This window comes from Microbacterium sp. NPDC087868 (assembly GCF_044900755.1).
Lineage (GTDB): Bacteria > Actinomycetota > Actinomycetes > Actinomycetales > Microbacteriaceae > Microbacterium > Microbacterium galbinum.
In genome coordinates this window covers 549,856-576,021 of the sequence record NZ_JBJDNO010000001.1, presented here as the reverse complement: position 1 = coordinate 576,021, position 26,166 = coordinate 549,856, and the positions used below count along the sequence as shown (strand labels likewise).

Here is a 26,166-nt window from a genome sequence, read left to right as displayed (position 1 = left end):
AGACTTGCCGGGTGCCCGACATCATCTCGCTCGAAGACGCCCGCACCGAGGCCGAGGAGCTGACCACCCGCATCCTCGAAGCGAAGGATGCCTACTACGGTCGCGATACCTCGCTGGTCGACGACGCGACCTACGACGGGTGGATGCATCGGCTCGAAGAACTCGAGCGTCTGCATCCCGAGCTGCAGGGTCAGGATTCGCCCACGCAGATGGTCGGCGCGGCCGAGACGACCGGGCTCGCGACGATCGAGCACGCCGAGCGCATGCTCAGCCTCGACAACGTGTTCTCCCTCGACGAGCTCTGCGAGTGGGCGGCGAAGACCCGCGCCTCCGCCGGTCGTGATGTCGCGTGGCTCACCGAGCTGAAGATCGACGGCCTCGCGATCAATCTCCGCTACGAGAACGGCGTCCTCACTTCCGCGGCCACGCGCGGCGACGGACGGGTCGGCGAGATCGTGACCGAGAATGCGCTGCGGCTGCCGGAGATCCCCGAGCGCCTCGACGGCGAAGGGCATCCCACGATCGTCGAGGTGCGCGGCGAGGTCTTCATCCCGGTGGCCGCGTTCGAGCGACTCAACGCGGCGCAGGCGTCCTTCCGGGAACGCGCCTACTCCGATGCGCTCGCGCGCTGGGAGGCCCGCACCGGTGCGAAGCGCCCGTTCGACGAGGAGAAGGCGCGTACGGCGGCCGCTCGTCGTTTCCCCTCGTTCGCCAACCCCCGCAATGCCGCCAGTGGCGGGCTGCGCCAGCAGATCGACAAGAAGGACGGCCTCGAGCTCGAGGCGGGACTGCTGCGCATCGAATCCCTCGCTCTCTACGTGCACGGCATCGGCGCCTGGCAGAACCCGCCGGTCGCGGCTCAGAGCGAGGTGTACGAGCTCCTCTCGACCTGGGGCCTCCCGACGAGCCCGCACACGAAGGTCTGCGCGAGCATCGACGAGGTCACCGACTTCGTGGAGTACTTCGGCGAGCATCGTCACGACATCGAACACGAGCTCGACGGCATCGTGGTCAAGGTCGACGAGCTCGAACTCCACGACGAGCTCGGCGCGACGAGTCGGGCGCCCCGGTGGGCGATCGCCTACAAGTACCCGCCCGAGGAGGTGCAGACGAAGCTGCTCGACATCGTCGTCTCGGTCGGGCGCACCGGGCGCGCCACACCCTTCGCGGTGATGGCTCCGGCGCAGGTGGCGGGTTCCGTCGTGCGCCAGGCCACGCTGCACAACAAGGACGTGGTCAAGGCGAAGGGCGTGCTGATCGGAGACACGGTCGTGCTCCGCAAGGCCGGCGACGTGATCCCCGAGGTGCTGGGCCCGGTCGTCGAGCGTCGCGACGGGTCGGAGCGCGAGTTCGTGATGCCGGAGGTCTGCCCCGAGTGCGGCACGGAGCTGCGGGCGATGAAGGAGGGCGACATCGATCTGCGTTGCCCCAACGCCCGCTCGTGCCCCGCCCAGGTGCGCGGTCGTGTCGAGCACATCGGTTCGCGTGGTGCGCTCGATGTCGAGGCGCTCGGTGAGGTGACGGCGGCCGCGCTCACTCAGCCGACGTCACCGGCGGAGCCGCCGCTGGTGACCGAGGCCGGTCTGTTCGACCTGTCGTTGGAGCAGCTGGTCCCGATCGAGCTGTTCGTGCGCGACGCCGAGACCGGCCTGCCCAAGCAGGACGACGACGGCATCGTCAAGACCCGTGCGCCGTTCCGTCGCAACCCGACGGCAGCCGAGAAGAAGTCGGGTGTCGAAGGTCCTCAACCGTCGTCCCAAGCAGTGACGCTGCTGGCGGAGCTGGAGAAGGCGAAGACCAAGGAACTCTGGCGTCTGCTGGTCTCGCTCAACATCCGTCACGTCGGACCGGTCGCGGCGCGCGCACTGGCCCAGTGGTTCGGCTCGCTCGATGCGATCCGTGGGGCGTCTCGCGAGGAGCTGGCGGCCGTCGAAGGAGTGGGCGGGATTATCGCCGACTCCCTTCTGGCATGGTTCGACGTGGATTGGCACGTCGCGATCGTCGATCAGTGGGCGGCGGCGGGAGTGCAATGGGCGACTCCCGGACACCCCGGCCCCGGAGCCGCCGTCTCGGCCGGAGGCGTGCTCGAGGGGCTGACGATCGTGGCCACGGGTTCGCTCGACGGGTACACGCGTGAAGGCGCCCAGGAGGCGATCATCCAGGCCGGCGGAAAAGCGGCCTCGAGCGTCTCGAAGAAGACCGACTTCGTCGCCGCAGGACCGGGGGCCGGATCCAAGCTTGGCAAGGCCGAGGAACTCGGCATCCGCATCCTCGACGCCGCGCAGTTCCACCTGCTGGTGACGGAGGGACCCGACGCGCTCGGCGAGGTGTCTTCGGCGGAATGAGGCGTTACGGTCCGCTCATCGTCGCTGAGGGCGCGCTCGTCGTGGGTGACCCGGGGCGCGGCCACCTCCGCCTCACGGAAGACGTCGTCGTGCACCGGCACGGGGCCGGAGCAGGCCGGGTGTTCGCGTGGGAGCACCTCTCGTCGGTGCGGCTCGACGTTCCGACGACGGGATTCCGTTACCCGGGGCTGGCAAGCACGATCGGGCTGGGAATTCTCGCTGCGGCGGCGCAGGAGGATGTCGGTATCGGACCGGATGACGGCTCGGTGGAGCTCATCGTCCGCGGAGAGGCGCAGCGCCTCGATCTCGGACGCCACCACGTCGGAGGGTACTGGCGCCCGACGGTCGTCGGCGCTCAACTGCTGCTCGACCAGTTGATCGGTCACCCCGAGCAGCGCCTTCTGCTGGCGCGACCCGAGGTTCTGGTCGATCTCGCGGCGAAGCTCGCGCGGCGCGAGGCCGGCTAGCTCCGCCGCGAGCGCTCAGTTCTTGTGCCGCGGCTTGCGGAACGGCTTCTCCTCGCGGTCGCCACGCGGCGGACGGCTGTCGTCGTTGCGGCGCGGACGATCGTCACGGTCGCGCCGGTCGAAGCGAGCGCCGCCCTCACGCGGCCCGCCGCGTCGCGCACCCGGACCACGATCCGGCTTGATCTCGATGAGCTGGCCCGAGATGCGTGTGCTGCTCAGCTTCTCGAGAACGGCCGGGTCGAGGTTCGCGGGAAGCTCGACGATCGAGAAGTCGGGGCGGATGTTGATCGCCCCGAAGTCGTCGCGTCCGAGGCCGCCCTCGTTCGCCAGCGCGCCGACGATCTGTCGCGGCTCGACACGGTGGCGCCGGCCGACCTCGATGCGGTAGGCGGCGTAGTCGCCACGCCCGCGGCGCTCGGTGCGGGGCTCGCGGGTGTCGCGTGCGTTGCGTTCGCGCGGCGGGCGGTTGTCGGCGGCGACGGCCTTCGCGAGAGGGTCGTCCGCCGGGTCGAGCAGCAGGGGAGTGTCCCCCTGCGCGACGATCGCGAGGGCCGCGGCGACATCACCCTCGGGGACGTCGTGGTTGCGGACGTAGTGGGCGACCACATCGCGGAACGACTCGATCCGGGCGGCGTCTCCGAGAGCGGCGGTGATCGCGTCGTCGAATCGGGTGAGGCGCGTGGTGTTGACGTCTTCCGTGGTCGGGAGCTGCATCTGCGTCGGCTCCTGACGCGTCGCCTTCTCGATGTGCTTGAGGAGGTAGCGCTCACGCGGAGTGATGAAGCTGATCGCGTCACCGGTGCGACCAGCACGGCCGGTGCGACCGATGCGGTGCACGTACGATTCCGTGTCGGTCGGGATGTCGAAGTTGATGACGTGGCTGATGCGCTCGACGTCGAGGCCGCGGGCGGCGACATCGGTGGCGACGAGGATGTCGAGCTTGCCGTCCTTGAGCTGGTTGACGCTGCGCTCGCGCTGCACCTGCGGCACGTCGCCGTTGATCGCCGCGGCCGAGTACCCGCGCGCACGCAGCTTCTCGGCGAGCGTCTCGGTCTCGTTCTTGGTGCGGACGAAGACGATCATGCCGTCGAAGTTCTCGACCTCGAGGATGCGGGTCAGCGCATCGACCTTCTGCGCATAGGACACCACCAGGTATCGCTGGGTGATGTTCGTGCCGGTCGCGGTCTTCGACTTGATGCTGATCTCTTCGGGATCGCGCAGGTACTTCTGCGCCAGACGGCGGATCTGCGGCGGCATCGTGGCGGAGAAGAGGGCGACCTGCTTCTCCTCGGGCGTCTGCGCGAGGATCTGCTCGACGTCTTCCGCGAAGCCCATCTTGAGCATCTCATCGGCCTCGTCGAGCACGAGGTACTGCAGCTCGGAGAGGTCGAGCGTGCCCTTGGCGAGGTGGTCCATGATGCGGCCGGGGGTGCCGACCACCACGTGCACGCCGCGGCGGAGAGCCGACAACTGGACGCCGTAGCCCTGGCCGCCGTAGACGGGCAGCACGTGGACGCCCTTCATCTTCGAGGCGTACGACTCGAACGCCTCGCACACCTGGAGCGCGAGTTCGCGGGTCGGGGCGAGCACGAGGGCCTGCGGCGTCTTCTGCGAGACGTCGAGACGCTCGAGGACGGGCAGCGCGAAGGCCGCGGTCTTTCCCGTGCCGGTCTGCGCCATGCCGACGACGTCGCGACCCGCGAGGAGCGTCGGGATGGTGGCCGCCTGGATGGGCGACGGGGTCTCGTAGCCGAGGTCACGGATGGCTTTGAGGACGGGCCCGGTGATGCCGAGATCCTCGAATCCGGGGGTCGCGGGGGAGTCCTCGGGGGCGTCGGTCAGCACTGCATCTTCAGGGGTCACTTCCCAAGGGTAGCGCCCCGAGGGTGCTGCGCGCCTGTGAGGGCGTCCTCAGGAACCGCTGGTGAGTGCGAGAAGACGCTCCTTGACCTGCCGCCGGAGCACCTTTCCGATGAGGGATTTCGGCAGTTCGTCGACCACGAACAGCCGGCGCGGAACCTTATAAGGGGTGAGGATCCCCCGCACGAACTCGCGGATCGCTTCGACGTCGACATCGACACCGCCGTCGACGACGATCGCTGCGGCGACCTCTTCGCCGGAGTGCGCGCTCGGAAGGCCGACGACCGCGGCATCGACGATCTGCGGATGCTGGCGCAGCGCGTTCTCGACCTCGGTGGGGGCGACGTTGAACCCGCCGGTGATGATGAGTTCCTTGATCCGGTCGACGATCCGCACGAAGCCCGCCTCATCGATCGTGACGATGTCACCCGTGCGATACCAGCCGTCGGCGAAGACGGCATCCGTCTCCTCCGGCTTGCCGTAATAGCCCGAGAAGACCTGCGGACCGCGCACGACGAGCTCGCCCGCCGATCCGGCCGGGACATCGACCGTCGGATTCTCGGGATCGACCACGCGGCACTCGGTACCGGGCAGCGGGAGACCGACGGTGCCGGGCACGCGGTTGTCGGCGACGGGGTTGGCCATGAGCACGGGGGAGCACTCGCTGAGTCCGTATCCCTCGACGAGGAAACCGTGCGTCGCCGCCTCGAAGGGTACGACGAGTTCGTGGGGCAGCGCCATGGCGCCGGAGATCGCGACCTCGATGCCGTCGAGCGAGACGCCCTTCTGGTTCGCCGCCGTGAGCAGGCGATCGGCGATCGGCGGCACGAGGGGCAGGAACGTGGCGGGCTGTTTCTTCATCGCGTCGAGCACGAGATCGGGATCGAACTTGGGGAAGAGCACGAGGCGCGCACCCATCGACATCGCGAACGTGAGGCACAGCGTGAGGCCGTAGGCGTGGAACATCGGGAGGACGGCGTAGACGACGCATCCCTTGCCGCGCTGGATCGACGGGACCCACGCCTTGGCCTGCGCGGCATTGGCCAGGAGGTTGCGATGGGTCAGCGAGGCGCCCTTGGGGGTGCCGGTCGTGCCCGACGTGTACTGGATGATGGCGAGGTCGTCCGTCGAGGGGCGCGGATGCGACTCGGGGATCGGGTCGTGGGAGACGAGCGACTCCCAGGTCACCGTTCCACGGACGCGGGTGGTGAGCGCCGCGCGGGATTCCCGAGCCTTCGCCACGGGAAGGCGAAGCGCGACTCGGGTGAGGAACGGCATCGCCGTGGTCACGTCGACCGAGACGAGGGTCGACACCGCGAGATCGGACGGGAACTCCTGCACGGTCGAGACGACCTTGTTCCAGACGATCGCATGCTTCGCGCCGTGGTCCTCGAACTGCTTCCGCAGCTCGCGGGGCGTGTACAGCGGATTGTGCTCGACGACGACCGCTCCGAGCCGCAGGACGGCATAGAACGCGACGATGTGCTGAGGGCAGTTCGGCAGCACGATCGCGACGGGGTCGCCCGCGCGCACGCCGAGATCGCGGAGTCCGCCGGCGACACGGTCGATCGCGTCCTGCAACTCGGCGTACGTGGTCTCGCGGCCGAAGAACTGCAGAGCCGGTGCATCGGGATAGTCCCGCACCGACTCGGCGACGATGTCGATCAGGGATCCCGAGACGGGAGCGAGGTCTTCCGGGACGCCGTCTGCGTAGCTGGCGACCCACGGGCGAGGAGGCTGGAACGTACTCACGCGCCCCAGCATAGGGGGAGGGATCGAACGCGCGGAGGCGGCTGTGGAGGAAGCCGCTGACTAGACTTGCAGGCGTGTCTGAAATCACCCCCGAACTCGTGCGCCATCTCGGTGTGCTCGCACGCATCCAGCTGAACGACGACGAGGTGTCGCGGCTCACGGGCCAGCTCGACGCGATCGTCGACAACATCGCGAAGGTGTCGGAGGTCGCGACCGCCGACGTCGTCGCGACGAGCCACCCGATCCCGCTGAGCAACGTCTTCCGTCCCGACGTCGTCGGGCAGACGCTGACGCACGAGCAGGTGCTGCAGAACGCTCCGGATGCCGCCGACGGCCGCTTCCGCGTCACCGCGATCCTGGGAGAAGAGCAGTGAGCGACATCATCCGCCTGGACGCCTCCGACCTCGCGGCGAAGCTCGCCGCCGGGGAGGTGTCGAGCGTCGAAGCGACGCAGGCGCACCTCGACCGCATCGCCGCCGTGGACGGCGACGTCCACGCCTTCCTGCACGTGAACGCGGGGGCGCTCGAGGCCGCTGCGGCCATCGACGCGCGCCGCGCCGCGGGGGAGGAACTGGGTCCGCTCGCCGGTGTACCGCTCGCGATCAAGGACGTGCTGGTCACGACCGATCAGCCCACCACCAGCGGCTCGCGCATCCTCGAGGGATACCGCTCGCCGTACGACGCGACGGTCGTCGCGCGCTCGCGCGCCGCGGGTCTCGTGCCCCTCGGCAAGACCAACATGGACGAGTTCGCGATGGGCTCGTCGACCGAGCACTCGGCTTACGGACCCACCCACAACCCGTGGGACCTGGAGCGCATCCCGGGCGGTTCCGGCGGTGGGTCGGCTGCAGCCGTCGCCGCCTTCGAGGCCCCGATCGCCCTCGGCTCGGACACCGGCGGATCGATCCGCCAGCCCGCGCACGTGACCGGCACGGTCGGCGTGAAGCCGACCTATGGCGGGGTCAGCCGTTACGGGGCGATCGCTCTGGCGTCCAGCCTCGACCAGGTCGGTCCCGTCTCGCGCACCGTCCTCGACTCCGGACTCCTGCACGATGTCATCGCCGGTCACGACCCGAAGGACTCGACGTCGCTGAAGGACGCCTGGCCGTCGTTCGCCGACGCCGCCCGCGAGGGCGCGCGCGGCGACGTGCTCAAGGGCCTCAAGGTCGGTGTCATCCGCGAACTGCCCGACAGCGGCTTCCAGCCGGGTGTCGCGGCATCCTTCCGCGCCTCGCTCGCGCTCATGGAGGCGCAGGGAGCCGAGATCGTCGAGATCGGCGCACCGCACTTCGAATACGGTGTGGCGGCGTACTACCTGATCCTCCCCGCGGAGGCGTCGAGCAACCTCGCGAAGTTCGACTCGGTGCGCTTCGGCCTGCGGGTCACTCCGGACGGGAACCCGACCGTCGAGGACGTGATGTCCGCGACGCGCGACGCCGGTTTCGGCGACGAGGTCAAGCGCCGCATCATCCTCGGCACCTACGCGCTGTCGGCGGGTTACTACGACGCGTACTACGGCAGTGCCCAGAAGGTGCGCACGCTCATCCAGCAGGACTTCGCCGCCGCCTTCGCGGAGGTCGACGTGATCGCGACGCCGTCGGCGCCGACGACCGCGTTCAAACTCGGCGAGAAGATCGACGACCCGCTGCAGATGTATCTCAACGACATCACGACGATTCCCGTGAACCTCGCGGGTGTGCCGGGGATCTCGATCCCGAGCGGCCTGGCGGACGACGACGGTCTCCCCGTCGGCATCCAGTTCATCGCTCCGGCGCGTGAGGACGCCCGCCTCTACCGTGTGGGAGCCGCACTCGAGACGCTCCTCGTCGATTCGTGGGGCGCCCCGCTGCTCACCCGCGCACCCCAGCTCGCAGGAGGGAACCGCTGATGGCCGCCGCCAAGCTCATGGACTTCGACAAGGCCCTCGAACTGTTCGAGCCCGTGCTCGGATTCGAGGTGCACGTCGAGCTGAACACGAACACGAAGATGTTCTCGGACGCGCCGAACCCGGCGAACGAGGCGTATCACGCCGCGGAGCCGAACACGCTGATCGCGCCGGTCGACCTCGGTCTCCCCGGCTCACTGCCCGTCGTGAACGAGACGGCGATCCGGTCGTCGATCAGCCTCGGGCTCGCCCTGGGCTGCTCGATCGCGGAGTCGAGCCGTTTCGCGCGCAAGAACTACTTCTACCCCGACCTCGGGAAGAACTATCAGATCTCGCAGTACGACGAGCCGATCGCGTACGAGGGGTCGGTCGAGGTCGAGCTCGAGGACGGCACGCTCATCACGATCCCGATCGAGCGCGCGCACATGGAGGAGGACGCCGGCAAGCTGACCCACATGGGCGGCGCGACCGGTCGTATCCAGGGTGCGGAGTACTCGCTGGTCGACTACAACCGCGCGGGCGTGCCGCTGGTCGAGATCGTGACGAAGGTCATCACCGGCACGGAGCACCGCGCTCCCGAGGTCGCCAAGGCCTACGTCGCTGCGATCCGCGACATCGTGCGTGGACTCGGCATCTCCGAAGCCCGTCTCGAGCGGGGCAACCTGCGCTGCGACGCGAACGTCTCCCTGCGACGCCGGGGCGAGGAGAAGCTCGGCACCCGCACGGAGACCAAGAACGTCAACTCCATGCGCTCGGTCGAGCGTGCGGTGCGGTACGAGATCCAGCGCCAGGCGCAGATCCTCGCCGACGGCGGCTCCATCACGCAGGAGACCCGCCACTGGCACGAGGACACCGGAACCACGTCTCCGGGTCGTCCGAAGTCGGATGCCGATGACTACCGCTACTTCCCGGAGCCGGATCTCCTCCCCGTCGAGCCGGCCGCTGCACTGATCGAGGAGCTGCGGGCGGCACTGCCCGAGCAGCCCGTCGCGCGGCGTCGTCGTCTGATGACCGAGTGGGGCTTCACCGATCTCGAGTTCCAGGACGTGCGCAACGGCGGCATCCTCGACGAGGTCGAGGCGACGATCGCGGCCGGGGCCGCGCCCGCGGCCGCTCGTAAGTGGTGGACCGGCGAGATCGCCCGTCTCGCCAACGCCCAGGAGAAGGATGCCGCTGCCCTGGTGAGCCCGCAGAACGTCGCCGCCCTGCAGAAGCTGGTCGACGCGGGAACGCTGACGGACAAGCTCGCCCGTCAGGTGCTCGAGGGCGTCATCGCCGGCGAGGGAACGCCGCAGGAGGTCGTCGACGCCCGTGGCCTCGCGGTCGTCTCGGACGACGGCGCGCTGATCGCGGCGATCGACGATGCGTTCGCCGCACAGCCGGACGTGCTGGCGAAGATCAAGGATGGCAAGGTGCAGGCCGCCGGTGCCGTGATCGGTGCGGTCATGAAGGCGATGAAGGGTCAGGCGGACGCCGCGCGCGTGCGCGAACTGATCCTCGAGCGCGCCGCGCAGTAGGTCCTGTTCTCCCTCGGGCCGGTGTCGGTGGTCCGAGGGAGAATGTTCTCATGGGGCACGGAGACGGCAGAGGGCGCATGGTGTCGTCGGCGGGAGCCGACGACGCTGGAACGCGCATCCTGCACGTCGACATGGATGCCTTCTACGCGGCGGTCGAGGTGCTCGACGATCCGGGTCTTCGTGGACTCCCGATCATCATCGGAGCGCCCGATGGGCGGTCGGTCGTCTCGAGCGCGTCGTACGAGGCGCGTCGCTACGGGGTGCGCTCGGCCATGCCGGTCTCCCAGGCGATCAGGCTCTGCCCCTCGGCGCGGATCGTGATGCCGCACTTCCACCGGTATCAAGAGGTCTCCCGTCAGGTGATGGCGATCTTCGAGTCGTTCACGCCGCTGGTCGAGCCGCTGTCCGTCGACGAGGCGTTCCTCGATGTGCAGGGTGTGCGCCGGTTGTGGGGGAGCCCGGGGGCGATCGCCCGGCTCGTGCGCGAGCGCGTGGCGGACGAGGTCGGTATCACGTGCAGCGTCGGCGTCGCGGCGACCAAGCACGTCGCGAAGATGGCATCGACGATCGCGAAACCCGACGGAATGCTCGTCGTCCCGGCGGCACGCACGCTCGAGTTCCTCTCGCCGCGGCCGGTCCGCGCGATGTGGGGTGTCGGCCCGAAGGCTGCGGAGGCGCTCGAGGCGCGTGGCATCCGGACCATCGGCGACATCCGTGAGTCCTCTCCGGAGATGCTCGACCGCGCCGTCGGCTCGGCGCTGAGCGCCCGTCTGGCGCAGCTCGCCCGCGGAGAAGACGCCCGAGCCGTCGACACCGAGCGTGTGGAGAAGAGCATCGGACACGAGGAGACGTTCGAGCACGACATCCTCGATCGTCCGTTCCTGCGAGCGGAACTGTTGCGGCTCGCGGACCGCGTCGCCGCCCGTCTTCGCCGTGCGCAGTGGGAGGCGGCGACGGTCTCGATCAAGATCCGCTTCGACGACTTCCGCACCGTGAACCGCTCTCAGACGCTGTCGGAACCCACCGCGGTCGGACAGCGCATCGGCGAGGCCGCTCAGGCGCTGTTCGAGCAGATCGACCGTCGTGACCCGATCAGGCTCGTCGGAGTGCGTGCCGAGAAGCTGCAGCCGGCGGGCGGCGGTGGGATGGGGCTGTGGGACGACGACGAGGACTGGAGGCGGGTCGAGGGAGCGGTCGACGATGCCGTGGCTCGCTTCGGGACTGCGACCATCACGCGCGCGCGACACATCGGGCGCGGCGAAGGGCGCGGTGCTGCACAGCATCCTCGGGCGCACGGCGTGGATTGACGCTCCGCAACCCCTTGCGGTCGACTAGCGTGGTCCCATGCCGAACATTGCACTGGAACTCGGAAAGCAGGCCGCGTCCATCGGGGTCAAGAGCGCATACGGAGAGCCGCAGGACGTCGACGGCGTCAGCATCACTCCCGTCGCCTTCACCTACTCGGGCTTCGGCGGGGGAAGCGGCGACGGCGCGGAAGGCGGTGGCGGCGGCGGAGTCTCCGTTCCCGTCGGCGTCTACGTGCGTCGCGAGGAGGGGCTGCGTTTCGAGCCCAACATCGTCACGCTGCTGGCCGTGGCGGTACCGTTCGTCTGGGTCGCAGGCCGAGCTCTCTCACGCATCATCCGTGCCCTCAAGAAGTGACGATCCTGTCGCTGCGGCGCTCGATCGCGCGGCGGGGCTGATCTGCGACGATCTCCGCGCGTTGGCCGCGTCGAACCCGGTCGTCCTCATCGACGGCTGCAGCGGCGCGGGGAAGTCCACTCTCGCGGCGAGGGTCGCGGAAGAGTGGCCGCTCGTCGGTCGTGTGCAGGTCATCGCCCTCGATTCGCTCTATCCCGGATGGGACGGCCTCGATGGGGGAGTCGAGCGGGCGCTGGAGGGAATCCTCCGGCCGCACGGGCGCGGGAAACTCGGCGCATGGCAGCGTTGGGATTGGGAACGCGCTACCGAGGCGGAGACGCATGCGGTCGATCCTGCGCTCGGAGTGATCGTCGAGGGCAGCGGACTGTTGACACCGGCCACGGCAGCCCTGGGCGATGTGCGGGTGTGGCTCGAGGCTGCGGAGCCGGTGCGCAAGCGCAGGGCGCTGACGCGCGACGGCGAGACCTACCGTCCGCACTGGGATCGTTGGGCGGCGCAGGAGCGCGCGCACATCGCGCGTGACGACCCCCGGTCGTTGGCGACGCGGATCATCGACATTCCGTGACTGGCGGGCGCGTCAGTCGCCCATCTCCGCATCGATGAGGAGCTCGAGTCGGTACCCGATCCAGTCGTAGATCCCGAAATGCGGATCCTCGGGGTCGTGGTCGTCGTCCTCGATGATCCCGAGGCGGGTGGCGAGGACCAGGCGGATCGCGTTCAGAGTGCGCAACCACGCATCGACCTCGCCGCGCGGGACCTCGAGGGTGTGGGAGCGGAGCATGTCGTCATCGGTCATCGACGCGCGGAAGGACTGGAACGGGGCGAGTGCGCGGCGGACCACGTCGGCATCTGCGAGGCGGCGCTCGAGCAGATCGTCCCGGGTGGCCTCGGCGAAATCGCGTGACGCGTGCTCATCGTCGGGATAGGGGTTCGGTGCGAGACGATCGAGGGCCTCGTCGTTCGCATCCGCGGACGACAGCAGCGTCGTGTACTCGTCGACGACCTCGTCCAGTCGCACGCCCTCGAGGGTGACGAGGGTGATCTCGACGGCAGCGGCGCTCACTGCGGGTCCTTCCGCACGGTCGCCCAGAGGCCGTACTCGTGCATGGCCTGAGCGTGGACCTCCATGGTCTCGCGGGGCCCCGTCGCGACGATCGCGTGCCCGTCGTGGTGCACGGCGAGCATCAGCGACGTCGCGCGATCGATCGAGTAGCCGAAGTACGTGCGGAACACCCGTACGACGTAGCTCATGAGGTTGACCGGATCGTTCCAGACGACGACCTGCCAGGGCTCGAGCGGCGCGGCGCGGAGATCGATGTCCTCCACGACGTCCGGGACCACCGCAGGCGTGCTCATGCCCATCCCAGATCGTGGAGCTGCGCGTCGTCGAGGCCGTAGAAATGCGCGATCTCGTGCACGAGTGTGGTGTGGAGCTCGTCGCGGAGCTCCCCCTCGTCCTCGCACACGGCGAGGTGGGGTTCGCGGTAGACGACGATCCGGTCGGGGAGTTCGCCCATCCCGTACTGGGTGCGCTCGGTCAGGGCGAGCCCGTCGTACAGGCCGAGGAGGTCGAGGCTGCCGTCCTCCGGGCGGTCCTCGACGACGAACACGACGTTGTCGAGTCCGTCGACCATGTCGTCGGGCAGCCGATCGAGCTCGTCGACGACGAGGGTCTCGAAGGTCGCGGCATCCATTTCCATCGTGTTCAGCCTAGGGGCCGCGCAGGATCAATGCAGGAAGACGAGGAGCCCGGCGACCGCGATGAAGAGGATGCCGAAGACGGTGTTGAGGGTGCGCTGGCCCTTCGCCGTGCGCGTGAAGCGTCGGAACGGCCGGGCGGCTGCGGCGAAGAAGCCCCACATCACGAGGACGTCCACGACGATGACCGTGGCCAGGAGGATCAGGTATTGAGGCAGTTGGGGTTCGTCGAGGCGGATGAACTGGGGGATGAAGGCGAGGAAGAACACGATCGCCTTGGGGTTGAGCAGGTTGACCCAGAAACCCCGACGGATCATGGACCAGTGACCCTCGTGCGCATCGACCAGGTCGAGTGCGTCGTCGGCGACGGGGGCCGTGGGCTTCGCGAGGATCAGCCGCAGGCCGAGGTAGACGAGGTAGGCGGCACCCGCGTAACGGATGCCGTTGAACAGCAGTTCAGACCGAGAGACCAGCAGCCCGACTCCGGCCGCCACCACGACCACGTGCACCACGAGGGCGAGCTGCTGCCCGATGATGCCCCAGATCGATCGACGCCAGCCCTGGGAGAGGGCGTTCGACATCGTATTGATGGCGCCGGCGCCCGGGGTGAAGCTGATCACCACGGATGCCGTCAGAAGCGAGAACCAGACCGCGAGTGACACCTCGTCAGTCTAGGGGCGCGACTCGGAGCGAGATCCCGCAAAGCGAAAGGCCCGAGTCCGGGGACTCGGGCCTTTCGTATGGGGTGAGTAACGGGACTCGAACCCGCGACATCCGGCACCACAAGCCAGCGCTCTACCAGCTGAGCTATACCCACCATGTGCCTACCGGAGCAGGCAACCAGACGAGTCTATTACATGTTTGGGGTGAACTCCGACACGGTGCGCTGAGCGATGGTCTTCGCGTCGTCGCTCGAGGGGCCGGGCTCGTCGACGAAGACCGCCTCCCGGTAGTAGCGGAGCTCACGGATGGACTCGAGGATGTCTGCGAGCGCGCGGTGCCCGCCGTCTTTGGACGGAGCCTGGAAGAAGACTCGCGGGTACCACCGGCGCGAGAGCTCCTTGATGCTGGACACATCGACGTTGCGGTAGTGCAGCCACTGATCGATTGTCGGCATGTACTTCGCGAGGAACATGCGATCGGTGCCGATCGTGTTGCCGGCGAGGGGCGCCTTGCGCTCGACGGGGACGAAGCGACGGATGTACGCGAGGGTCTGCGCCTCAGCCTCTTCGAGCGTCACTCCGAGGGGGATCTCCTCGATCAGGCCCGACTTCTCGTGCATCTTGGTCACGAAGTCGTTCATGTTCTCGAGCGAGGCGGCGCTCGGGCGGATCACGATCTGGAATCCGGGATCGACGGGTTGGAGTTCGAAGTCCGTGATGACGACGGCGATCTCGACGAGTTCATCGATCGAGAGATCGAGCCCCGTCATCTCACAGTCGATCCATACGAGACGATCGTTCTCCGACGCAGATACCATGCCGTCATACTATCGACGGCTCCGACATCGGAGCGCGAGCACGGTACGGTAGTGCTATTCGCCTCCGTAGCTCAGCGGAAGAGCAGCGGCCTTCTAATCCGCCGGTCGCAGGTTCGAATCCTGCCGGGGGCACGACTGCGTCATCGGTTCACGAGTAACGCAGCGCGGATACCGCGTCGTCGACCCGCCAGAACTCGCCGATCAGTCGGAACGCACCGGTCTCGAGGTGGAGACGCTCGGCGCGATAGCGCAGACCGAGCGGATCGGTCGCGACGCGAAGGTGGCCGAGGACTCGACCGGACGCATTGTCCTGCACACGCCACAACTGATCGGCGGCTCGGATCAGGTGTTCACGCGTCGAGGCGATGCGGGGCGTCGTCCAGGGCTGTGCGGTGGTGGGTGCGATCAGTGTGTCGTTCATGAGTTCTCCTCTCACCTCGAACGTATGACCGACCACCGACATTCGGATCGACGGCCTGGGGCACTCTTCCTGCACGCTGACCGGGGATTCCCGTTCGTCCACCAACCGCGTGATCCGCGTCCCGCAGTGCCATCTGCCTGGCGCAGTCTGGAGCGAGCCGAGCGGAAGACTCGGGAGCGAAGGAGAACGAGATGATGGATACCGTGACGATCGTCGGCAGGGTGGCGACCGACCCCAACCAGGCGCAGACGGGCGGAGGCGTCGCCGTGACGAACTTCCGTCTCGCGAGCACCCATCGCCGATTCGATCAGTCGGCCCAGGCCTGGGTCGATTCCGGAACGAACTGGTACTCCGTCGCCGCGTATCGGCAGCTCGGCGAGCATGCGAAGGCCTCGCTGCGCTCCGGCGACAGCGTGATCGTCACCGGGCGTCTGCGGATCCGCAACTGGGAGAGCAACGGCAAGAGCGGCACGAGCGTCGACATCGACGCCGATGCGATCGGGCACGACCTCCGGTGGGGGACGACGGCCTACCTCCGTTCGAGCCGCACGACGCCGACCAGTGAGGCGCCGGCCGCGGCGAACGATACGCACGGAGACATTCGCGGCGACGAGGAGTCCGCGCCGCTCGCGCTCGACACGGCATGGGCCGAGACGGACACCCCCGCGGTGGACGAGGAAGCGACGGCGCCGGCACTCTACTGAGCCCGCGCGCGGCAGCGACTCCCGCCGTGTCGTGTGACGGCGATCGTCGGCACGTCCCCGTAGACTCGGGGCGTGCTTCGACGATCGGTCCTCCCCGTCATACGCGCGGTCGTCGGTGCGTCCGTCGCTGCGGCCGCTGTTCTCGTGCTCGCGGGCTGCGTGGGCGACCCCGACCCCGCGCCCACGTCTTCGGCTCCGTCGCCCTCGGCGACCGACGCCCCCGTGGAAGTAGCCTTCGTGCCCGACGGCTCCGCCGACGACAACCTCCCGATCTTCACTCAGACCGCACAGGGCGTGTGGGATTCGGAGCAGCGCGCCGAGGGGCGAGCGTACGTCGACGCGCTCGTGGGCGTCGGCTTCGACAAAGCGGCGATGCAGGTCACCAACGACCAGTCGACCGTGGGGAACGCGGCCGAGAGTCTGCAGTTCTCGGTGCGCTGGGGCGACACCGAGTGCCTCATCGGCCAGGTCGGTCCGTCGACGGGCCAGCTGGTGACGCAGGTGATGCCGCAACTCGCCGAGGGGCGATGCCTCATCGGCACCACGCGCGCGATCGACTGGTGACCCGCACTCCAGCCGGTAGGCTGGAGTGTCGATCAGACGCCGACAGAAGGAGCGATTCCCGGTGGCAGAGTACATCTACTCGATGGTCCGTGCGCGCAAGGCGGTGGGCGAGAAGCTCATCCTCGATGACGTCACGATGGCCTTCCTCCCCGGAGCGAAGATCGGCATGGTCGGCCCGAACGGTGCCGGTAAGTCGACGATCCTCAAGATCATGGCCGGCCTCGACACGCCCTCCAACGGCGAGGCGAAGCTCTCGCCGGGGTTCAGCGTCGGCATCCTGATGCAGGAGCCGGAGCTCGACGAATCCAAGACGGTGATCGAGAACATCCAGGACGGCATCGCCATCAAGGCGAAGGTCGACCGTTTCAACGAGATCTCGGCGCTGATGGCCGATCCCGACGCCGACTTCGACGCCCTCCTCGCCGAGATGGGCACCCTGCAGGAGGAGATCGACGCAGCCGACGGATGGGACCTCGACTCCCAGCTCGACCAGGCGATGGATGCGCTCCGCACCCCGCCGGCCGATGCGGCGATCGCTCCGCTCTCCGGTGGTGAGAAGCGCCGCGTGGCTCTCGCCAAGCTGCTGCTGCAGAAGCCGGATCTGCTGCTGCTCGACGAGCCCACCAACCACCTCGATGCCGAGAGCGTGCTCTGGCTCGAGCAGCACCTGCAGGCGTACAAGGGCGCGGTCATCGCGATCACCCACGACCGGTACTTCCTCGACCACGTCGCCGAGTGGATCGCAGAGGTCGACCGTGGTCGCCTGATCGGCTACGAGGGCAACTACTCGACCTACCTCGAGAAGAAGGGCGAGCGCCTCGAGATCCAGGGCAAGAAGGACGCCAAGCTCGCGAAGCGCCTCAAGGAGGAGCTCGAGTGGGTCCGCTCCAGCGCGAAGGGGCGTCAGACCAAGTCGAAGGCGCGTCTCGCCCGGTACGAGGAGATGGCATCCGAGGCGGAGCGCACCCGCAAGCTCGACTTCGAGGAGATCACGATCCCCGCCGGTCCTCGACTCGGCAGCATCGTCATCGACGCGAAGAACCTGCAGAAGGGCTTCGACGGTCGCTCTCTCATCGACGGACTCAGCTTCAACCTGCCGCCCAACGGCATCGTCGGCGTGATCGGCCCGAACGGCGTCGGAAAGACCACGCTGTTCAAGACGATCGTGGGCCTGGAGCCGCTCGACGGCGGCACCCTGAAGATCGGTGAGACGGTCAAGATCAGCTACGTCGACCAGTCTCGGGCGAACATCGACCCCGACAAGACGCTGTGGGAGGTCGTCTCCGACGGACTCGACTTCATCACCGTCGGCAAGACCGAGATCCCGTCGCGCGCCTACGTGTCGAAGTTCGGATTCAAGGGGCCGGACCAGCAGAAGAAGGCCGGTGTGCTCTCCGGTGGTGAGCGCAACCGTCTGAACCTCGCCCTCACGCTCAAGGAGGGCGGCAACCTGCTGCTCCTCGACGAGCCCACCAACGACCTCGACGTCGAGACGCTGAGCTCGCTCGAGAACGCGCTGCTCGAGTTCCCCGGCTGCGCCGTGGTCATCACGCACGACCGGTGGTTCCTCGACCGCATCGCCACGCACATCCTGGCGTACGAAGGCACCGACGAGAAGCCCGACCAGTGGTACTGGTTCGAGGGCAACTTCGAGGCCTACGAGGAGAACAAGATCGAGCGCCTCGGGCCGGACGCGGCGAAGCCGCACCGGTCGACGCACCGCAAGCTCACGCGCGACTGAGCGCCGATGTCCGATTCGAGCACAGCGGCAGGTCCTCGTCTGCACATTCCCATCCACCTGCGGTGGGGAGATCTGGACGCATTCAACCACGTCAACAACACCTCCATGCTCAAGCTCCTCGAAGAGGCGCGCGTGCGGGCGTTCTGGCGTGCGGGACCGGGGGAGGAAGCCCCCTCGACCGCTGTGCTCGATTCGGGGATCGATGAGGGCGTGCTCACGCTCATCGCCCGCCAAGAGATCGAGTACCTCGCGCCGGTGCCGTACCAGCGCCGGCCGCTCGAGGTGCAGATGTGGTTCGGCAAGCTCGGCGGATCGAGCGTCGAGGTCTGCTACGAGGTGCACAACGACCCCGCGTCCGAGCCGCGCACCATCTACGCCCGCTCGACCGCGATCATCGTGCTCGTCGATGCCCGCACCGGGCGGCCGACCCGCCTCACCGGAGAGATGCGCGAGGCGTGGGAACCCTACGTCGGCGCGTCGATCGAGTACGCGCACCGCTGAGCGGGTCGAGCGCTGGATCGGGGATCAGGCGCCTTCGGGCACGCGGATCATGATCTCCTGTGCGACGCTCGCGACCAGAGCTCCATCACGCGTGTAGATGCGTCCCGTCGCGAGTCCGCGACCCCCGCGGGCGTTCGGCGACTCCTGCACGTAGAGCAACCACTCGTCGACCCGCGCCGGACGATGCCACCACATCGCGTGGTCGAGGCTCGCCACCTTCAGCCCGGGAAGCGCCCAGTAGACGCCGTGCGCCCGCAGGATCGACTCCTGGATCGTCATGTCGCTGAGGTACGCGAGAGCCGCGCGGTGCAGGCGCGGATCGTCGGGAAGCGGTGCGCGCATCCGCATCCACACCGCCTGACGGGGTGCCCGCTCGTCACCGCTCGGCAGATAGAGCGGGTGGTCGACGTGACGGATGTCGGCAGCGCGGTCGGTCAGCATCCGCACCGTCCCGCCGGGTAGACCCTCGACCGTCGCCTCATCCGGGTCGAGCGTCTCCGGATCGGGGATTCCCTCGGGTAGCGGCTCGGCATGCTCGACGCCGGGATCCTCGTCCTGGAACGAGGCGATCATCGAGAAGATCGGCACCCCGTTCTGGTACGCCTGCGACCGACGGGTGGAGAACGACCGCCCGTCGTGGATGCGATCGACCGCGATCGTTATCCCCTGTGCGGAATCGCCCGGGCGCAGGAAGTAGCCGTGCATCGAATGCACCGGTCGGTCTTCGGGGAGCGTGCGCTCGGCGGCGATGAGGCTCTGGGCGAGCACCTGGCCGCCGTAGATGCGTCCGGTAGGCATCGGGTGCGACGCACCGGTGAAGATGTCCTCCGTCGTACGCGCCTGCGTCGAATCGAGATCGAGCACCTCGAGCAACTGCTCGACGGTGCGGATGGCGTGGCTCTCCGCGCTCATATCTCCCTCTCCGCGGCCGGACCACCGCTCCGTTGATAGTTTAGAACCCGTGCCCCACGACCTCCTGCTCGCCGACCGCGAGACCGCGAAAGACGTCCTCACCTTCCTGGGACGGGCGGCGCGGATCACCGACGAGGGGGTCCGTCTGCAGGCGGCGAACGGAGTTCTCGCGTTGACCACCGCGGCGCTCGCTCCGCAGGGGCTGTTCGACCAGACCCCTACCGTGCTGGCGATGCGCATCGTCCATGCCGATCCCGAGCTGCAGTGCGACATCGTGGTCGACCGACTCACGGCCGGTGACGACGACGTTCGACTCACGCTTCCCGAGACGGGTCTCTCCCCGGCGTGGGCGGGTGTCGCACCGCCGCGAAGCGGATGGGAGCAGATCGCCGAGCTTCCGGCATCCGTCATCGCGAATCGTGCCCAGTGGGGGATCTCCGCCGTCGCGCGCGGTGCGACTCCCGGCGCCGGAGAGGAAGCCGTCCGCGCGTTGCGTGCGGCCATCTGGGGCGAACCGGACGAGGAGCTGGCGGGCCTGCCGCGCGGAATCGCCTTCGCGGCCGACGCGCTGGGATTCATCTCGGGTGAGGAGCAGGTGCCGGTGACGCGCTCGGGGCGATGGTCGCGCCTTGCATTCCGTCGCGGGCATGTACTCGCGCGCGGTCCGGTCGCGACCGGACTTACCGCCGTGCGGGGTACGGGACTCCAGGGCTCGATCTAGCCGCCGGCTGCCGGCTCATCGCGCCGCGGCGCGTCCTGCCTGCCGTCCGGAGAACAGGCAGCCGCCCAGGAACGTCCCTTCGAGCGCGCGATAGCCGTGCACGCCACCGCCGCCGAAGCCGCTCGCCTCGCCTGCCGCGAACAGACCGGGGATGGCAGAGCCCTGGCCGTCGAGCGCACGCCCGTCGAGATCGGTCTGGATGCCTCCGAGCGACTTGCGGGTGAGCACATGGAGCTTCACGGCGACCATGGGTCCGGCGGACGGGTCCTGCAGACGATGCGGTGCGGCTGTGCGGATGAGCTTGTCGCCGCGATAGCTGCGCATCGAGCGGAGCATGCCGATCTGGGCATCCTTGGTGAAGTCGTTCTCGATCTCCCGATCACGCGCCTGCACCTCGCGCCGCACGGTGTCGATGTCGAGGTGTTCTCCGCCCGGATGCGCCCGCATCTGCTCGAGCAAAGACTCGAGATCGTTCTCGACGATGAAGTCAGCGCCCTCATCGAGGAACGACTGGACGGGGCCGGTCGGTCCCTTGGCGAGACGCGACTTCAGCAGCAGCCCGACGTCCTTACCGGTGAGGTCCGGGTTCTGCTCGCTCCCGGAGAGCGCGAACTCCTTCTCGATGATCTGACGGGAGGTCACGAACCACGAGTGGTCGTGGCCCGTCGTGCGCAGATGAGCCAGGGTGCCGAGCGTGTCGAAGCCCGGGTACAGCGGTACGGGCAGGCGCGAGCCGGTCGCATCGAGCCAGAGCGATGAGGGACCGGGGAGGATGCGGATGCCGTGCGACGGCCAGACCGGATCCCAGTTCGTGATGCCCTCGACGTAGTGCCACATGCGGTCGCCGTTGATCAGCCGGGCGCCGGCCTCGGCGGAGACGCGCTGCATCGAACCGTCGACGTAGGCGGGCACGCCGGTGAGCATGTGGGCCGGGGGAGTGCCGAGCCGCTCGGGCCAGGCCGCACGCACCAGATCGTGGTTGCCGCCGATACCGCCCGAGGCCACGATCGTCGCGCCCGCACGGATCTCGAAGTCGCCGACGATCTCTCGGGAGGAGGGGATGCCGCGCTCCTCGCCGTTCGAGGCGAGGATGTCGCCGCGGGCACCCGATACGGCGCCGTCGGCCGTGAGCAGTGCGGTGACGCGATGGCGGGGCAGGACGGTGAGCCGCCCCTCGCGCTCGCCCTGTTCGACCCGGGCCGCGAAGGGAGCGACCACTCCCGGACCGGTGCCCCAGGTGATGTGGAAACGCGGCACGGAGTTTCCGGGGCCGATCGCCCCGTAGCCTCCGCGTTCCGCCCATCCCACGACGGGGAAGAAGCCGACGCCCCGTTCGCGCAGCCAGGCGCGCTTCTCCCCGGCGGCGAACTGCAGGTAGGCCTCCGCCCATCGGCGCGGCCACTCGTCCTCCGGGCGGTCGAAACCGGCGGAGCCGAACCAATCCTGCGTCGCGAGCTCGATCGAGTCGCGGATGCCGAGGCGTCGCTGCTCGGGGGAATCGATGAAGAACAGTCCGCCGAACGACCACCACGCCTGTCCGCCGAGGTTCGTGCGCGGCTCCTGATCGATGAGCACGACGCGGCGACCGGCGTCGAGCGCCTCGGAGGCGGCGACGAGTCCGGCCAACCCCCATCCGATCACCAGGACATCCGTGGACAGGGGCGTGTTCGTCATGGTGTCTCCGTTGATTCCTGACGTGAGCGGGTCTCGAGCGTGGGGCGTCCGTCGGCGCCGGCACCGATTCCCGACGGCTCGAACGTGTTCACCATGGCATATGCGGCGCGCTCGAGGTAGTCCCAGAGCGTGGATTCGTGCAGAGGCGACAACTCCGCCTCGTCGACGGCTGTGCGCATGCAGCGGAGCCAACGATCGCGGGCGTCGGGGTCGACGTGGAACGGTATGTGGCGCATGCGCAGCCGCGGGTGCCCACGGGTCTCCCCGTACGTGGTGGGCCCTCCCCAGTACTGCTCGAGGAACAGCAGCAGCCGCTCTTCCGCGGGACCGAGATCCTCCTCGGGGTACATGGGCTTCAGCACCGGATCGATCGCGATCTCGCGGTAGAAGACCGAGACGATCTTCGCGAACGTCTCGCGGCCGCCGACCTCGTCGTAGAACGTCACTTGTCTGTGCTCCCGTCGCCCGTGGTGGGCTTCTTGCGCCGCCAGATCCCGCGGTCGGGGATCACCGGAACGCCGGTCACGGCGTTCGGACGCGTCTTGGGGGGATTCGCTCCGCGGACGCGTCGCGCTCCGTCGAGGCCGGTGGGGATCACGGCGTGCATTCGGGGGATCGCGATCTCCTTCTCGGCCAGTGCCGAGCGCAGACGCTTGCGCAGCTCCTGAGCGACGTCGTCCTTCGCGTTCGCGCGGGCCTTGATCACGATGCGTACGACGAGGGCGTCGCCCTCGATCGATTCCAGGCCCCACAGCTCGGGCTTCTCGACGATCCGGGTGCGCCACTTCGGGTCCTTCGCGAGGGCGAGGGCGGTGTCGAGCATCGTCTGCTCGACCACTTCGAGATCGGAGTCGACGGGCACGCCGATATCGATGATCGCGCGGGCCCAGCCCTGCGACATGTTGCCGATGCGCAGGACCTCGCCGTTGCGCACGTACCAGAGGGTGCCGTTGACATCGCGCACCTGCGTGATGCGCACGCTCACGTACTCGACCACGCCGGTCGCGAGACCGAGGTCGACGACGTCGCCGATGCCGATCTGATCCTCGGCGACGAGGAAGATGCCGTTCAGCACGTCCTTGACGATGTTCTGGGCGCCGAAACCGAGGCCGGCACCGACCGCGGCGGTCAGCAGCGTCAGGGAGCCGAGCAGGCTGTTGTCGATCGCGTTCACGATGAGCACGAGCGCGATGATCACCAGCATCACGTTCACGATGTTCTGGAGGATCGACCCCAGGGTGCGTGTGCGCTGCACGAGGCGCATGTCGGCGAGCGGTGAGCGTTCCAGGGCCTGCGTGTCGTCGACGGATGCCTTGTTCTTCGCGCTGTCGACGATGCGGTGCACGACCCGACGGATGACCACGCGCAGCACGAGGGCGATGAGCACGCAGCTCACGATGATGATCGCGACCAGGAGTGCTTTGCCTCCGACGATCCCCAACACGCGGAGCGTCTCCTCCCAGATCGCTGGGACGTCGGTCGGCTCGACGGGATCGGTGTTCTCGAACGGAATGATCATCGCCAACGATTCTAGCGATCGGGTCTCGGTGGGGGCTGGATACGAGAAGGGGCCCGGGGCGACGTCGTCAGACGCACCCCGGGCCCCGTCACGCAGGCGGTCAGTCGTCGCTGTCGCGGGACTGCGCGGTGAGCGCGCGCTCGACGTCGGCGAGGTTCTCGAGCACGAGGCGGCGCAGCGCCGGCGCGGCATCCTGATGCTCGGACAGCCACGCGCGCGTCGCGTCGCGAAGAGCGACATCGGCCAGTGCCGTCGGGAACAGACCCGTCACGAGGTACTGCGCGATCTGATAGGTGCGCGACTCCCATACGGGGAGGAGCATCTCGAAGTACGGCCCGACGAACTCGCGGAGAGCTTCGGCACCCGCGGGGTGCACGAAGCCGAGAGCCGCGGAGCGGACGATCGTGTTCGGGGCATCGTCACGGTCGACGAGGGAGGCCCACGCCGCCTTCTTGGATGCGACGTCGGGGAGAGCCGCACGTGCCTGCGCGGCGAACTCGCCACCCTTGGAGGTGTTGTCCGCGGCGAGAGCGGCGTCGATCGTCGCGGCATCCGTGGCCCCGATGGTCGCGAGGCCCACCAGCAGCTGCCAGCTCAGGTCGGCATCGATCTCGAGGCCGGGCAGCGTCTCCTCGCCCGAGCGCAGGCGACCGACGATGCCCGCGTGCTCCGGCGTCACGAGAGAGGTGGCGAAGGCGGTGACGAACTGCAGCTGGCTGTCGCTGCCGGACTCGGCCGACTCGGCGAGTGCCCAGAGGCCGTCGGCGACCTTGAGTCGCGCCGCGTCGCGCTCCTGGGGCGCGACGTAGAGCGTCGCCGCCGTGCGCAGCTGCGCGAGCGTCGTGCGCACGGTCGTCGACTCGCTCTCCCGGCCGATGTTGCCGAGCACGAGATCGATGTAGTCGGATGCCGCGCTCTCGGCGTCGCGGGTCTGATCCCACGCTGCACCCCAGACGAGCGAGCGCGCGAGCGGATCGTGGATGTCGGCGAGGTGCGCGATGGCCGTGGCGAGCGAGCGCTCGTCGAGGCGGATCTTCGCGTAGGCGAGGTCCTGGTCGTTCAGCAGCACGAGGTCGGGCTGGGCCAGGCCCTGCAGCTCCGGCACCTCGGTGCGATCGCCGTCGACGTCGACCTCGACGTAGTGCGTGCGGCTGAGTGCACCGTCGGACAGGTTGTAGAACCCGATGCCCAGACGGTGCGGGCGGATCGTCGGGTAGTCGGCCGGGGCGGTCTGCGTCACGGCGAAGCGCGAGATCGTGCCGTTGCCGTCCTCCGCGATGACGGGCTCGAGGGTGTTGACCCCCGCGGTCTCGAGCCACTTCTTCGACCACGTGCTCAGGTCGCGTCCGCTGGTCGCCTCGAGCTCTACGAGCAGATCGCTCAGCTCGGTGTTGCCCCACGAGTGCTTCTGGAAGTACTGCGAGACACCGGCGAAGAAGGCCTCGATGCCCACCCACGCGGCGAGCTGCTTGAGCACGGAGCCGCCCTTGGCGTACGTGATGCCGTCGAAGTTGACCTGTACGTCCTCGAGGTCGTTGATCTCGGCGACGATCGGGTGCGTCGACGGGAGCTGGTCCTGGCGGTACGCCCAGGTCTTCTCCATCGCGTTGAAGGTCGTCCATGCCTCGGTCCACTCGGTGGCCTCGGCGGTCGCGATGGTTGACGCCCACTCGGCGAACGACTCGTTCAGCCAGAGGTCGTTCCACCACTTCATGGTCACCAGATCGCCGAACCACATGTGTGCGAGCTCGTGGAGGATCGTGACGACACGACGCTCCTTCACGGCATCCGTCACCTTGCTGCGGAAGACGTAGGTCTCGGTGAAGGTGACAGCGCCGGCGTTCTCCATGGCTCCGGCGTTGAACTCCGGCACGAAGAGCTGGTCGTACTTGGCGAACGGGTAGGGAACGCCGAACTTGGACTCGTAATAGGCGAAGCCCTCACGGGTCTTGTCGAAGATGTAGTCGGCGTCGAGGTGCTGCCAGAGGCTCTTGCGTCCGTAGACACCGAGAGGGATGACGCGGCCGGATGCGCTCGTGAGCTCGGAGAAGGTCGACTCGTACGGGCCGGCGATCAGGGCCGTGATGTACGAGGAGATGCGGGGGGTCGGCTCGAAGCCCCAGGTCGCGGTGACGTCGTCGTCGTGCACGATGGGCTCGGGCGTGGGGGAGTTCGAGATCACCTTCCAGGCGGCGGGCGCCGTGATCGTGAACTGGAACGTGGCCTTCAGATCGGGCTGCTCGAACACCGCGAACACGCGACGGGAGTCGGGCACCTCGAACTGGGAGTAGAGGTAGACCTCGCCGTCGACGGGATCGACGAAGCGGTGCAGGCCCTCGCCCGTGTTCGTGTAGAGGCAGTCGGCGTCGACGACCAGCACGTTCTCGGCCTGCAGGCCCGTGAGGGTGATGCGCGAGTCCGCGAAGACCTCGTTCGGGTCGAGCTGCTCGCCGTTGAGCGAGATCTCGCGCACATCGCGCGCGATCAGGTCGATGAACGTGAAGCTGTCGGGCGTCGCGGTGAAGCGGACGACGCTCCGGGATCCGAAGATCTCGGCGCCCTTCGTCAGGTCGAGTGCGATGTCGTACGACTCGGTGCCGACGACGTCGCGACGCTCCTGCGCTTCGATACGGGTGAGGTTCTCTCCAGGCACAGCTTTACTCCCAGGGGTGAGGGGTCGTCGCCGGGGAATGGCGCAGTTGGCGCCGACGGCAACCATGACAGACTACGCCAGCGCGCGACC

Annotated in this window: 26 protein-coding genes and 2 tRNA genes; 14 read left to right on the top strand and 14 right to left on the bottom strand. The window is 68.3% G+C overall.

What is annotated here, in order from left to right:
* Positions 1-11 precede the first annotated feature (11 nt).
* Positions 12-2,345, top strand: a complete 2,334-nt coding sequence (gene ligA, locus ACI2JZ_RS02900; protein WP_404596462.1) for an NAD-dependent DNA ligase LigA — start codon at positions 12-14, stop codon at positions 2,343-2,345.
* Positions 2,342-2,812, top strand: a complete 471-nt coding sequence (locus tag ACI2JZ_RS02895) for a hypothetical protein (protein ID WP_247622570.1) — start codon at positions 2,342-2,344, stop codon at positions 2,810-2,812. Before ligA ends, ACI2JZ_RS02895 begins: the two co-directional genes overlap by 4 nt.
* 15 nt (positions 2,813-2,827) lie before the next feature.
* Here ACI2JZ_RS02895 and ACI2JZ_RS02890 read toward each other — a convergent pair whose 3' ends face one another.
* Both ACI2JZ_RS02890 and ACI2JZ_RS02885 read right to left on the bottom strand, forming a co-directional pair.
* The gene (locus tag ACI2JZ_RS02890; protein ID WP_372491552.1) at positions 2,828-4,675 is read right to left on the bottom strand and encodes a DEAD/DEAH box helicase; all 1,848 of its coding nucleotides are present in this window, start codon (positions 4,673-4,675) and stop codon (positions 2,828-2,830) included.
* 48 nt (positions 4,676-4,723) lie between these two features.
* Positions 4,724-6,436 carry a long-chain-fatty-acid--CoA ligase gene (locus tag ACI2JZ_RS02885; protein WP_404596461.1) on the bottom strand — a complete coding sequence of 571 codons (1,713 nt, stop codon included), beginning with the start codon at positions 6,434-6,436 and terminating at the stop codon, positions 4,724-4,726.
* A 62-nt stretch (positions 6,437-6,498) separates the two neighbouring features.
* On the opposite strand from ACI2JZ_RS02885, the gene gatC reads away from it, so the two are divergent.
* Genes gatC through ACI2JZ_RS02855 form a run of 6 tightly spaced genes read left to right on the top strand, consistent with a single transcriptional unit; the run spans position 6,499 to position 12,053 of the window.
* Positions 6,499-6,798, top strand: a complete 300-nt coding sequence (gene gatC / locus ACI2JZ_RS02880) for an Asp-tRNA(Asn)/Glu-tRNA(Gln) amidotransferase subunit GatC (protein WP_029259178.1) — start codon at positions 6,499-6,501, stop codon at positions 6,796-6,798.
* Positions 6,795-8,312 (top strand): Asp-tRNA(Asn)/Glu-tRNA(Gln) amidotransferase subunit GatA, encoded by a 1,518-nt coding sequence (gatA, locus tag ACI2JZ_RS02875; protein WP_336640426.1) that lies wholly within the window; start codon positions 6,795-6,797, stop codon positions 8,310-8,312. The genes gatC and gatA overlap by 4 nt, the downstream gene beginning before the upstream one ends.
* Positions 8,312-9,826: an Asp-tRNA(Asn)/Glu-tRNA(Gln) amidotransferase subunit GatB gene (gene gatB / locus ACI2JZ_RS02870; protein ID WP_247622567.1), complete on the top strand. Its 1,515-nt coding sequence runs from the start codon at positions 8,312-8,314 to the stop codon at positions 9,824-9,826. Before gatA ends, gatB begins: the two co-directional genes overlap by 1 nt.
* A gap of 50 nt (positions 9,827-9,876) precedes the next feature.
* Positions 9,877-11,133 carry a DNA polymerase IV gene (gene dinB / locus ACI2JZ_RS02865; RefSeq protein WP_404596460.1) on the top strand — a complete coding sequence of 419 codons (1,257 nt, stop codon included), beginning with the start codon at positions 9,877-9,879 and terminating at the stop codon, positions 11,131-11,133.
* A gap of 37 nt (positions 11,134-11,170) precedes the next feature.
* Complete coding sequence (locus ACI2JZ_RS02860; RefSeq protein WP_404596459.1) at positions 11,171-11,488, top strand: hypothetical protein; 318 nt, start codon at positions 11,171-11,173, stop codon at positions 11,486-11,488.
* The gene (locus ACI2JZ_RS02855; RefSeq protein ID WP_404596458.1) at positions 11,472-12,053 is read left to right on the top strand and encodes a hypothetical protein; all 582 of its coding nucleotides are present in this window, start codon (positions 11,472-11,474) and stop codon (positions 12,051-12,053) included. Before ACI2JZ_RS02860 ends, ACI2JZ_RS02855 begins: the two co-directional genes overlap by 17 nt.
* A gap of 12 nt (positions 12,054-12,065) precedes the next feature.
* On the opposite strand, the gene ACI2JZ_RS02850 is transcribed toward ACI2JZ_RS02855, so the two are convergent.
* The 6 genes from ACI2JZ_RS02850 to orn all read right to left on the bottom strand — a co-directional run bounded on the left by ACI2JZ_RS02850 (position 12,066) and on the right by orn (position 14,666).
* Positions 12,066-12,551 carry a DUF2017 family protein gene (locus ACI2JZ_RS02850; RefSeq protein WP_404596457.1) on the bottom strand — a complete coding sequence of 162 codons (486 nt, stop codon included), beginning with the start codon at positions 12,549-12,551 and terminating at the stop codon, positions 12,066-12,068.
* On the bottom strand, positions 12,548-12,844 hold the full coding sequence (gene clpS, locus ACI2JZ_RS02845; protein ID WP_404596456.1) for an ATP-dependent Clp protease adapter ClpS: 297 nt from the start codon (positions 12,842-12,844) through the stop codon (positions 12,548-12,550). The genes ACI2JZ_RS02850 and clpS overlap by 4 nt, the downstream gene beginning before the upstream one ends.
* Positions 12,841-13,188: a metallopeptidase family protein gene (locus tag ACI2JZ_RS02840; protein ID WP_247956105.1), complete on the bottom strand. Its 348-nt coding sequence runs from the start codon at positions 13,186-13,188 to the stop codon at positions 12,841-12,843. The genes clpS and ACI2JZ_RS02840 overlap by 4 nt, the downstream gene beginning before the upstream one ends.
* Before the next feature lie 27 nt (positions 13,189-13,215).
* On the bottom strand, positions 13,216-13,848 hold the full coding sequence (locus tag ACI2JZ_RS02835) for a LysE family transporter (protein WP_404596455.1): 633 nt from the start codon (positions 13,846-13,848) through the stop codon (positions 13,216-13,218).
* Positions 13,849-13,927: 79 nt separating this feature from the next.
* A tRNA-His gene (locus tag ACI2JZ_RS02830) sits at positions 13,928-14,003 on the bottom strand.
* A 36-nt stretch (positions 14,004-14,039) separates the two neighbouring features.
* Entirely contained in the window at positions 14,040-14,666 is a 627-nt protein-coding gene (orn, locus tag ACI2JZ_RS02825) for an oligoribonuclease (protein WP_247622559.1), read from the bottom strand.
* A 60-nt stretch (positions 14,667-14,726) separates the two neighbouring features.
* Between orn and ACI2JZ_RS02820 the strand changes: the two genes are divergently transcribed.
* Positions 14,727-14,798: transfer RNA gene (locus tag ACI2JZ_RS02820), tRNA-Arg, on the top strand.
* Positions 14,799-14,814: 16 nt separating this feature from the next.
* On the opposite strand, the gene ACI2JZ_RS02815 is transcribed toward ACI2JZ_RS02820, so the two are convergent.
* Entirely contained in the window at positions 14,815-15,087 is a 273-nt protein-coding gene (locus ACI2JZ_RS02815; RefSeq protein WP_247622558.1) for a hypothetical protein, read from the bottom strand.
* 191 nt (positions 15,088-15,278) lie between these two features.
* Between ACI2JZ_RS02815 and ACI2JZ_RS02810 the strand changes: the two genes are divergently transcribed.
* From ACI2JZ_RS02810 to ACI2JZ_RS02795, 4 genes are all read left to right on the top strand, one after another.
* The gene (locus tag ACI2JZ_RS02810; RefSeq protein WP_404596454.1) at positions 15,279-15,791 is read left to right on the top strand and encodes a single-stranded DNA-binding protein; all 513 of its coding nucleotides are present in this window, start codon (positions 15,279-15,281) and stop codon (positions 15,789-15,791) included.
* Between the two features lie 72 nt (positions 15,792-15,863).
* Positions 15,864-16,355: a DUF6993 domain-containing protein gene (locus tag ACI2JZ_RS02805; protein ID WP_404596453.1), complete on the top strand. Its 492-nt coding sequence runs from the start codon at positions 15,864-15,866 to the stop codon at positions 16,353-16,355.
* Positions 16,356-16,416: 61 nt separating this feature from the next.
* A complete protein-coding gene (gene ettA / locus ACI2JZ_RS02800; protein ID WP_247622555.1) occupies positions 16,417-18,096 on the top strand; it encodes an energy-dependent translational throttle protein EttA in 1,680 nt (559 codons plus the stop codon).
* 6 nt (positions 18,097-18,102) lie between these two features.
* Positions 18,103-18,597, top strand: coding sequence for a thioesterase family protein (locus tag ACI2JZ_RS02795; protein ID WP_247622554.1), 495 nt, complete (start codon positions 18,103-18,105; stop codon positions 18,595-18,597).
* A 24-nt stretch (positions 18,598-18,621) separates the two neighbouring features.
* On the opposite strand, the gene ACI2JZ_RS02790 is transcribed toward ACI2JZ_RS02795, so the two are convergent.
* Positions 18,622-19,509 carry an acyl-CoA thioesterase gene (locus ACI2JZ_RS02790; RefSeq protein ID WP_404596452.1) on the bottom strand — a complete coding sequence of 296 codons (888 nt, stop codon included), beginning with the start codon at positions 19,507-19,509 and terminating at the stop codon, positions 18,622-18,624.
* Positions 19,510-19,558: 49 nt separating this feature from the next.
* Between ACI2JZ_RS02790 and ACI2JZ_RS02785 the strand changes: the two genes are divergently transcribed.
* A complete protein-coding gene (locus ACI2JZ_RS02785) occupies positions 19,559-20,230 on the top strand; it encodes a hypothetical protein (RefSeq protein WP_404596451.1) in 672 nt (223 codons plus the stop codon).
* A gap of 15 nt (positions 20,231-20,245) precedes the next feature.
* On the opposite strand, the gene ACI2JZ_RS02780 is transcribed toward ACI2JZ_RS02785, so the two are convergent.
* The 4 genes from ACI2JZ_RS02780 to pepN all read right to left on the bottom strand — a co-directional run bounded on the left by ACI2JZ_RS02780 (position 20,246) and on the right by pepN (position 26,076).
* Positions 20,246-21,904, bottom strand: coding sequence for an FAD-binding dehydrogenase (locus tag ACI2JZ_RS02780; protein ID WP_404596450.1), 1,659 nt, complete (start codon positions 21,902-21,904; stop codon positions 20,246-20,248).
* Positions 21,901-22,350, bottom strand: coding sequence for a globin (locus ACI2JZ_RS02775; protein ID WP_404596449.1), 450 nt, complete (start codon positions 22,348-22,350; stop codon positions 21,901-21,903). Before ACI2JZ_RS02775 ends, ACI2JZ_RS02780 begins: the two co-directional genes overlap by 4 nt.
* Positions 22,347-23,423, bottom strand: a complete 1,077-nt coding sequence (locus ACI2JZ_RS02770; RefSeq protein ID WP_247622549.1) for a mechanosensitive ion channel family protein — start codon at positions 23,421-23,423, stop codon at positions 22,347-22,349. Before ACI2JZ_RS02770 ends, ACI2JZ_RS02775 begins: the two co-directional genes overlap by 4 nt.
* Before the next feature lie 100 nt (positions 23,424-23,523).
* Positions 23,524-26,076 carry an aminopeptidase N gene (gene pepN / locus ACI2JZ_RS02765; protein WP_404596448.1) on the bottom strand — a complete coding sequence of 851 codons (2,553 nt, stop codon included), beginning with the start codon at positions 26,074-26,076 and terminating at the stop codon, positions 23,524-23,526.
* Positions 26,077-26,166: the final 90 nt, after the last annotated feature.

Coding starts and splice junctions, on each gene's coding strand:
- ACI2JZ_RS02895 (WP_247622570.1), top strand. CDS start 2,342: ATGAGGCGTTACGGTCCGCTCATCGTCGCTGAGGGCGCGCTCGTCGTG.
- ACI2JZ_RS02885 (WP_404596461.1), bottom strand. CDS start 6,436: ATGCTGGGGCGCGTGAGTACGTTCCAGCCTCCTCGCCCGTGGGTCGCC.
- gatB (WP_247622567.1), top strand. CDS start 8,312: ATGGCCGCCGCCAAGCTCATGGACTTCGACAAGGCCCTCGAACTGTTC.
- dinB (WP_404596460.1), top strand. CDS start 9,877: ATGGGGCACGGAGACGGCAGAGGGCGCATGGTGTCGTCGGCGGGAGCC.
- ACI2JZ_RS02860 (WP_404596459.1), top strand. CDS start 11,171: ATGCCGAACATTGCACTGGAACTCGGAAAGCAGGCCGCGTCCATCGGG.
- clpS (WP_404596456.1), bottom strand. CDS start 12,844: ATGAGCACGCCTGCGGTGGTCCCGGACGTCGTGGAGGACATCGATCTC.
- ACI2JZ_RS02840 (WP_247956105.1), bottom strand. CDS start 13,188: ATGGAAATGGATGCCGCGACCTTCGAGACCCTCGTCGTCGACGAGCTC.
- orn (WP_247622559.1), bottom strand. CDS start 14,666: ATGGTATCTGCGTCGGAGAACGATCGTCTCGTATGGATCGACTGTGAG.
- ACI2JZ_RS02815 (WP_247622558.1), bottom strand. CDS start 15,087: ATGAACGACACACTGATCGCACCCACCACCGCACAGCCCTGGACGACG.
- ACI2JZ_RS02810 (WP_404596454.1), top strand. CDS start 15,279: ATGATGGATACCGTGACGATCGTCGGCAGGGTGGCGACCGACCCCAAC.
- ACI2JZ_RS02795 (WP_247622554.1), top strand. CDS start 18,103: ATGTCCGATTCGAGCACAGCGGCAGGTCCTCGTCTGCACATTCCCATC.
- ACI2JZ_RS02790 (WP_404596452.1), bottom strand. CDS start 19,509: ATGAGCGCGGAGAGCCACGCCATCCGCACCGTCGAGCAGTTGCTCGAG.
- ACI2JZ_RS02780 (WP_404596450.1), bottom strand. CDS start 21,904: ATGACGAACACGCCCCTGTCCACGGATGTCCTGGTGATCGGATGGGGG.
- ACI2JZ_RS02770 (WP_247622549.1), bottom strand. CDS start 23,423: ATGATCATTCCGTTCGAGAACACCGATCCCGTCGAGCCGACCGACGTC.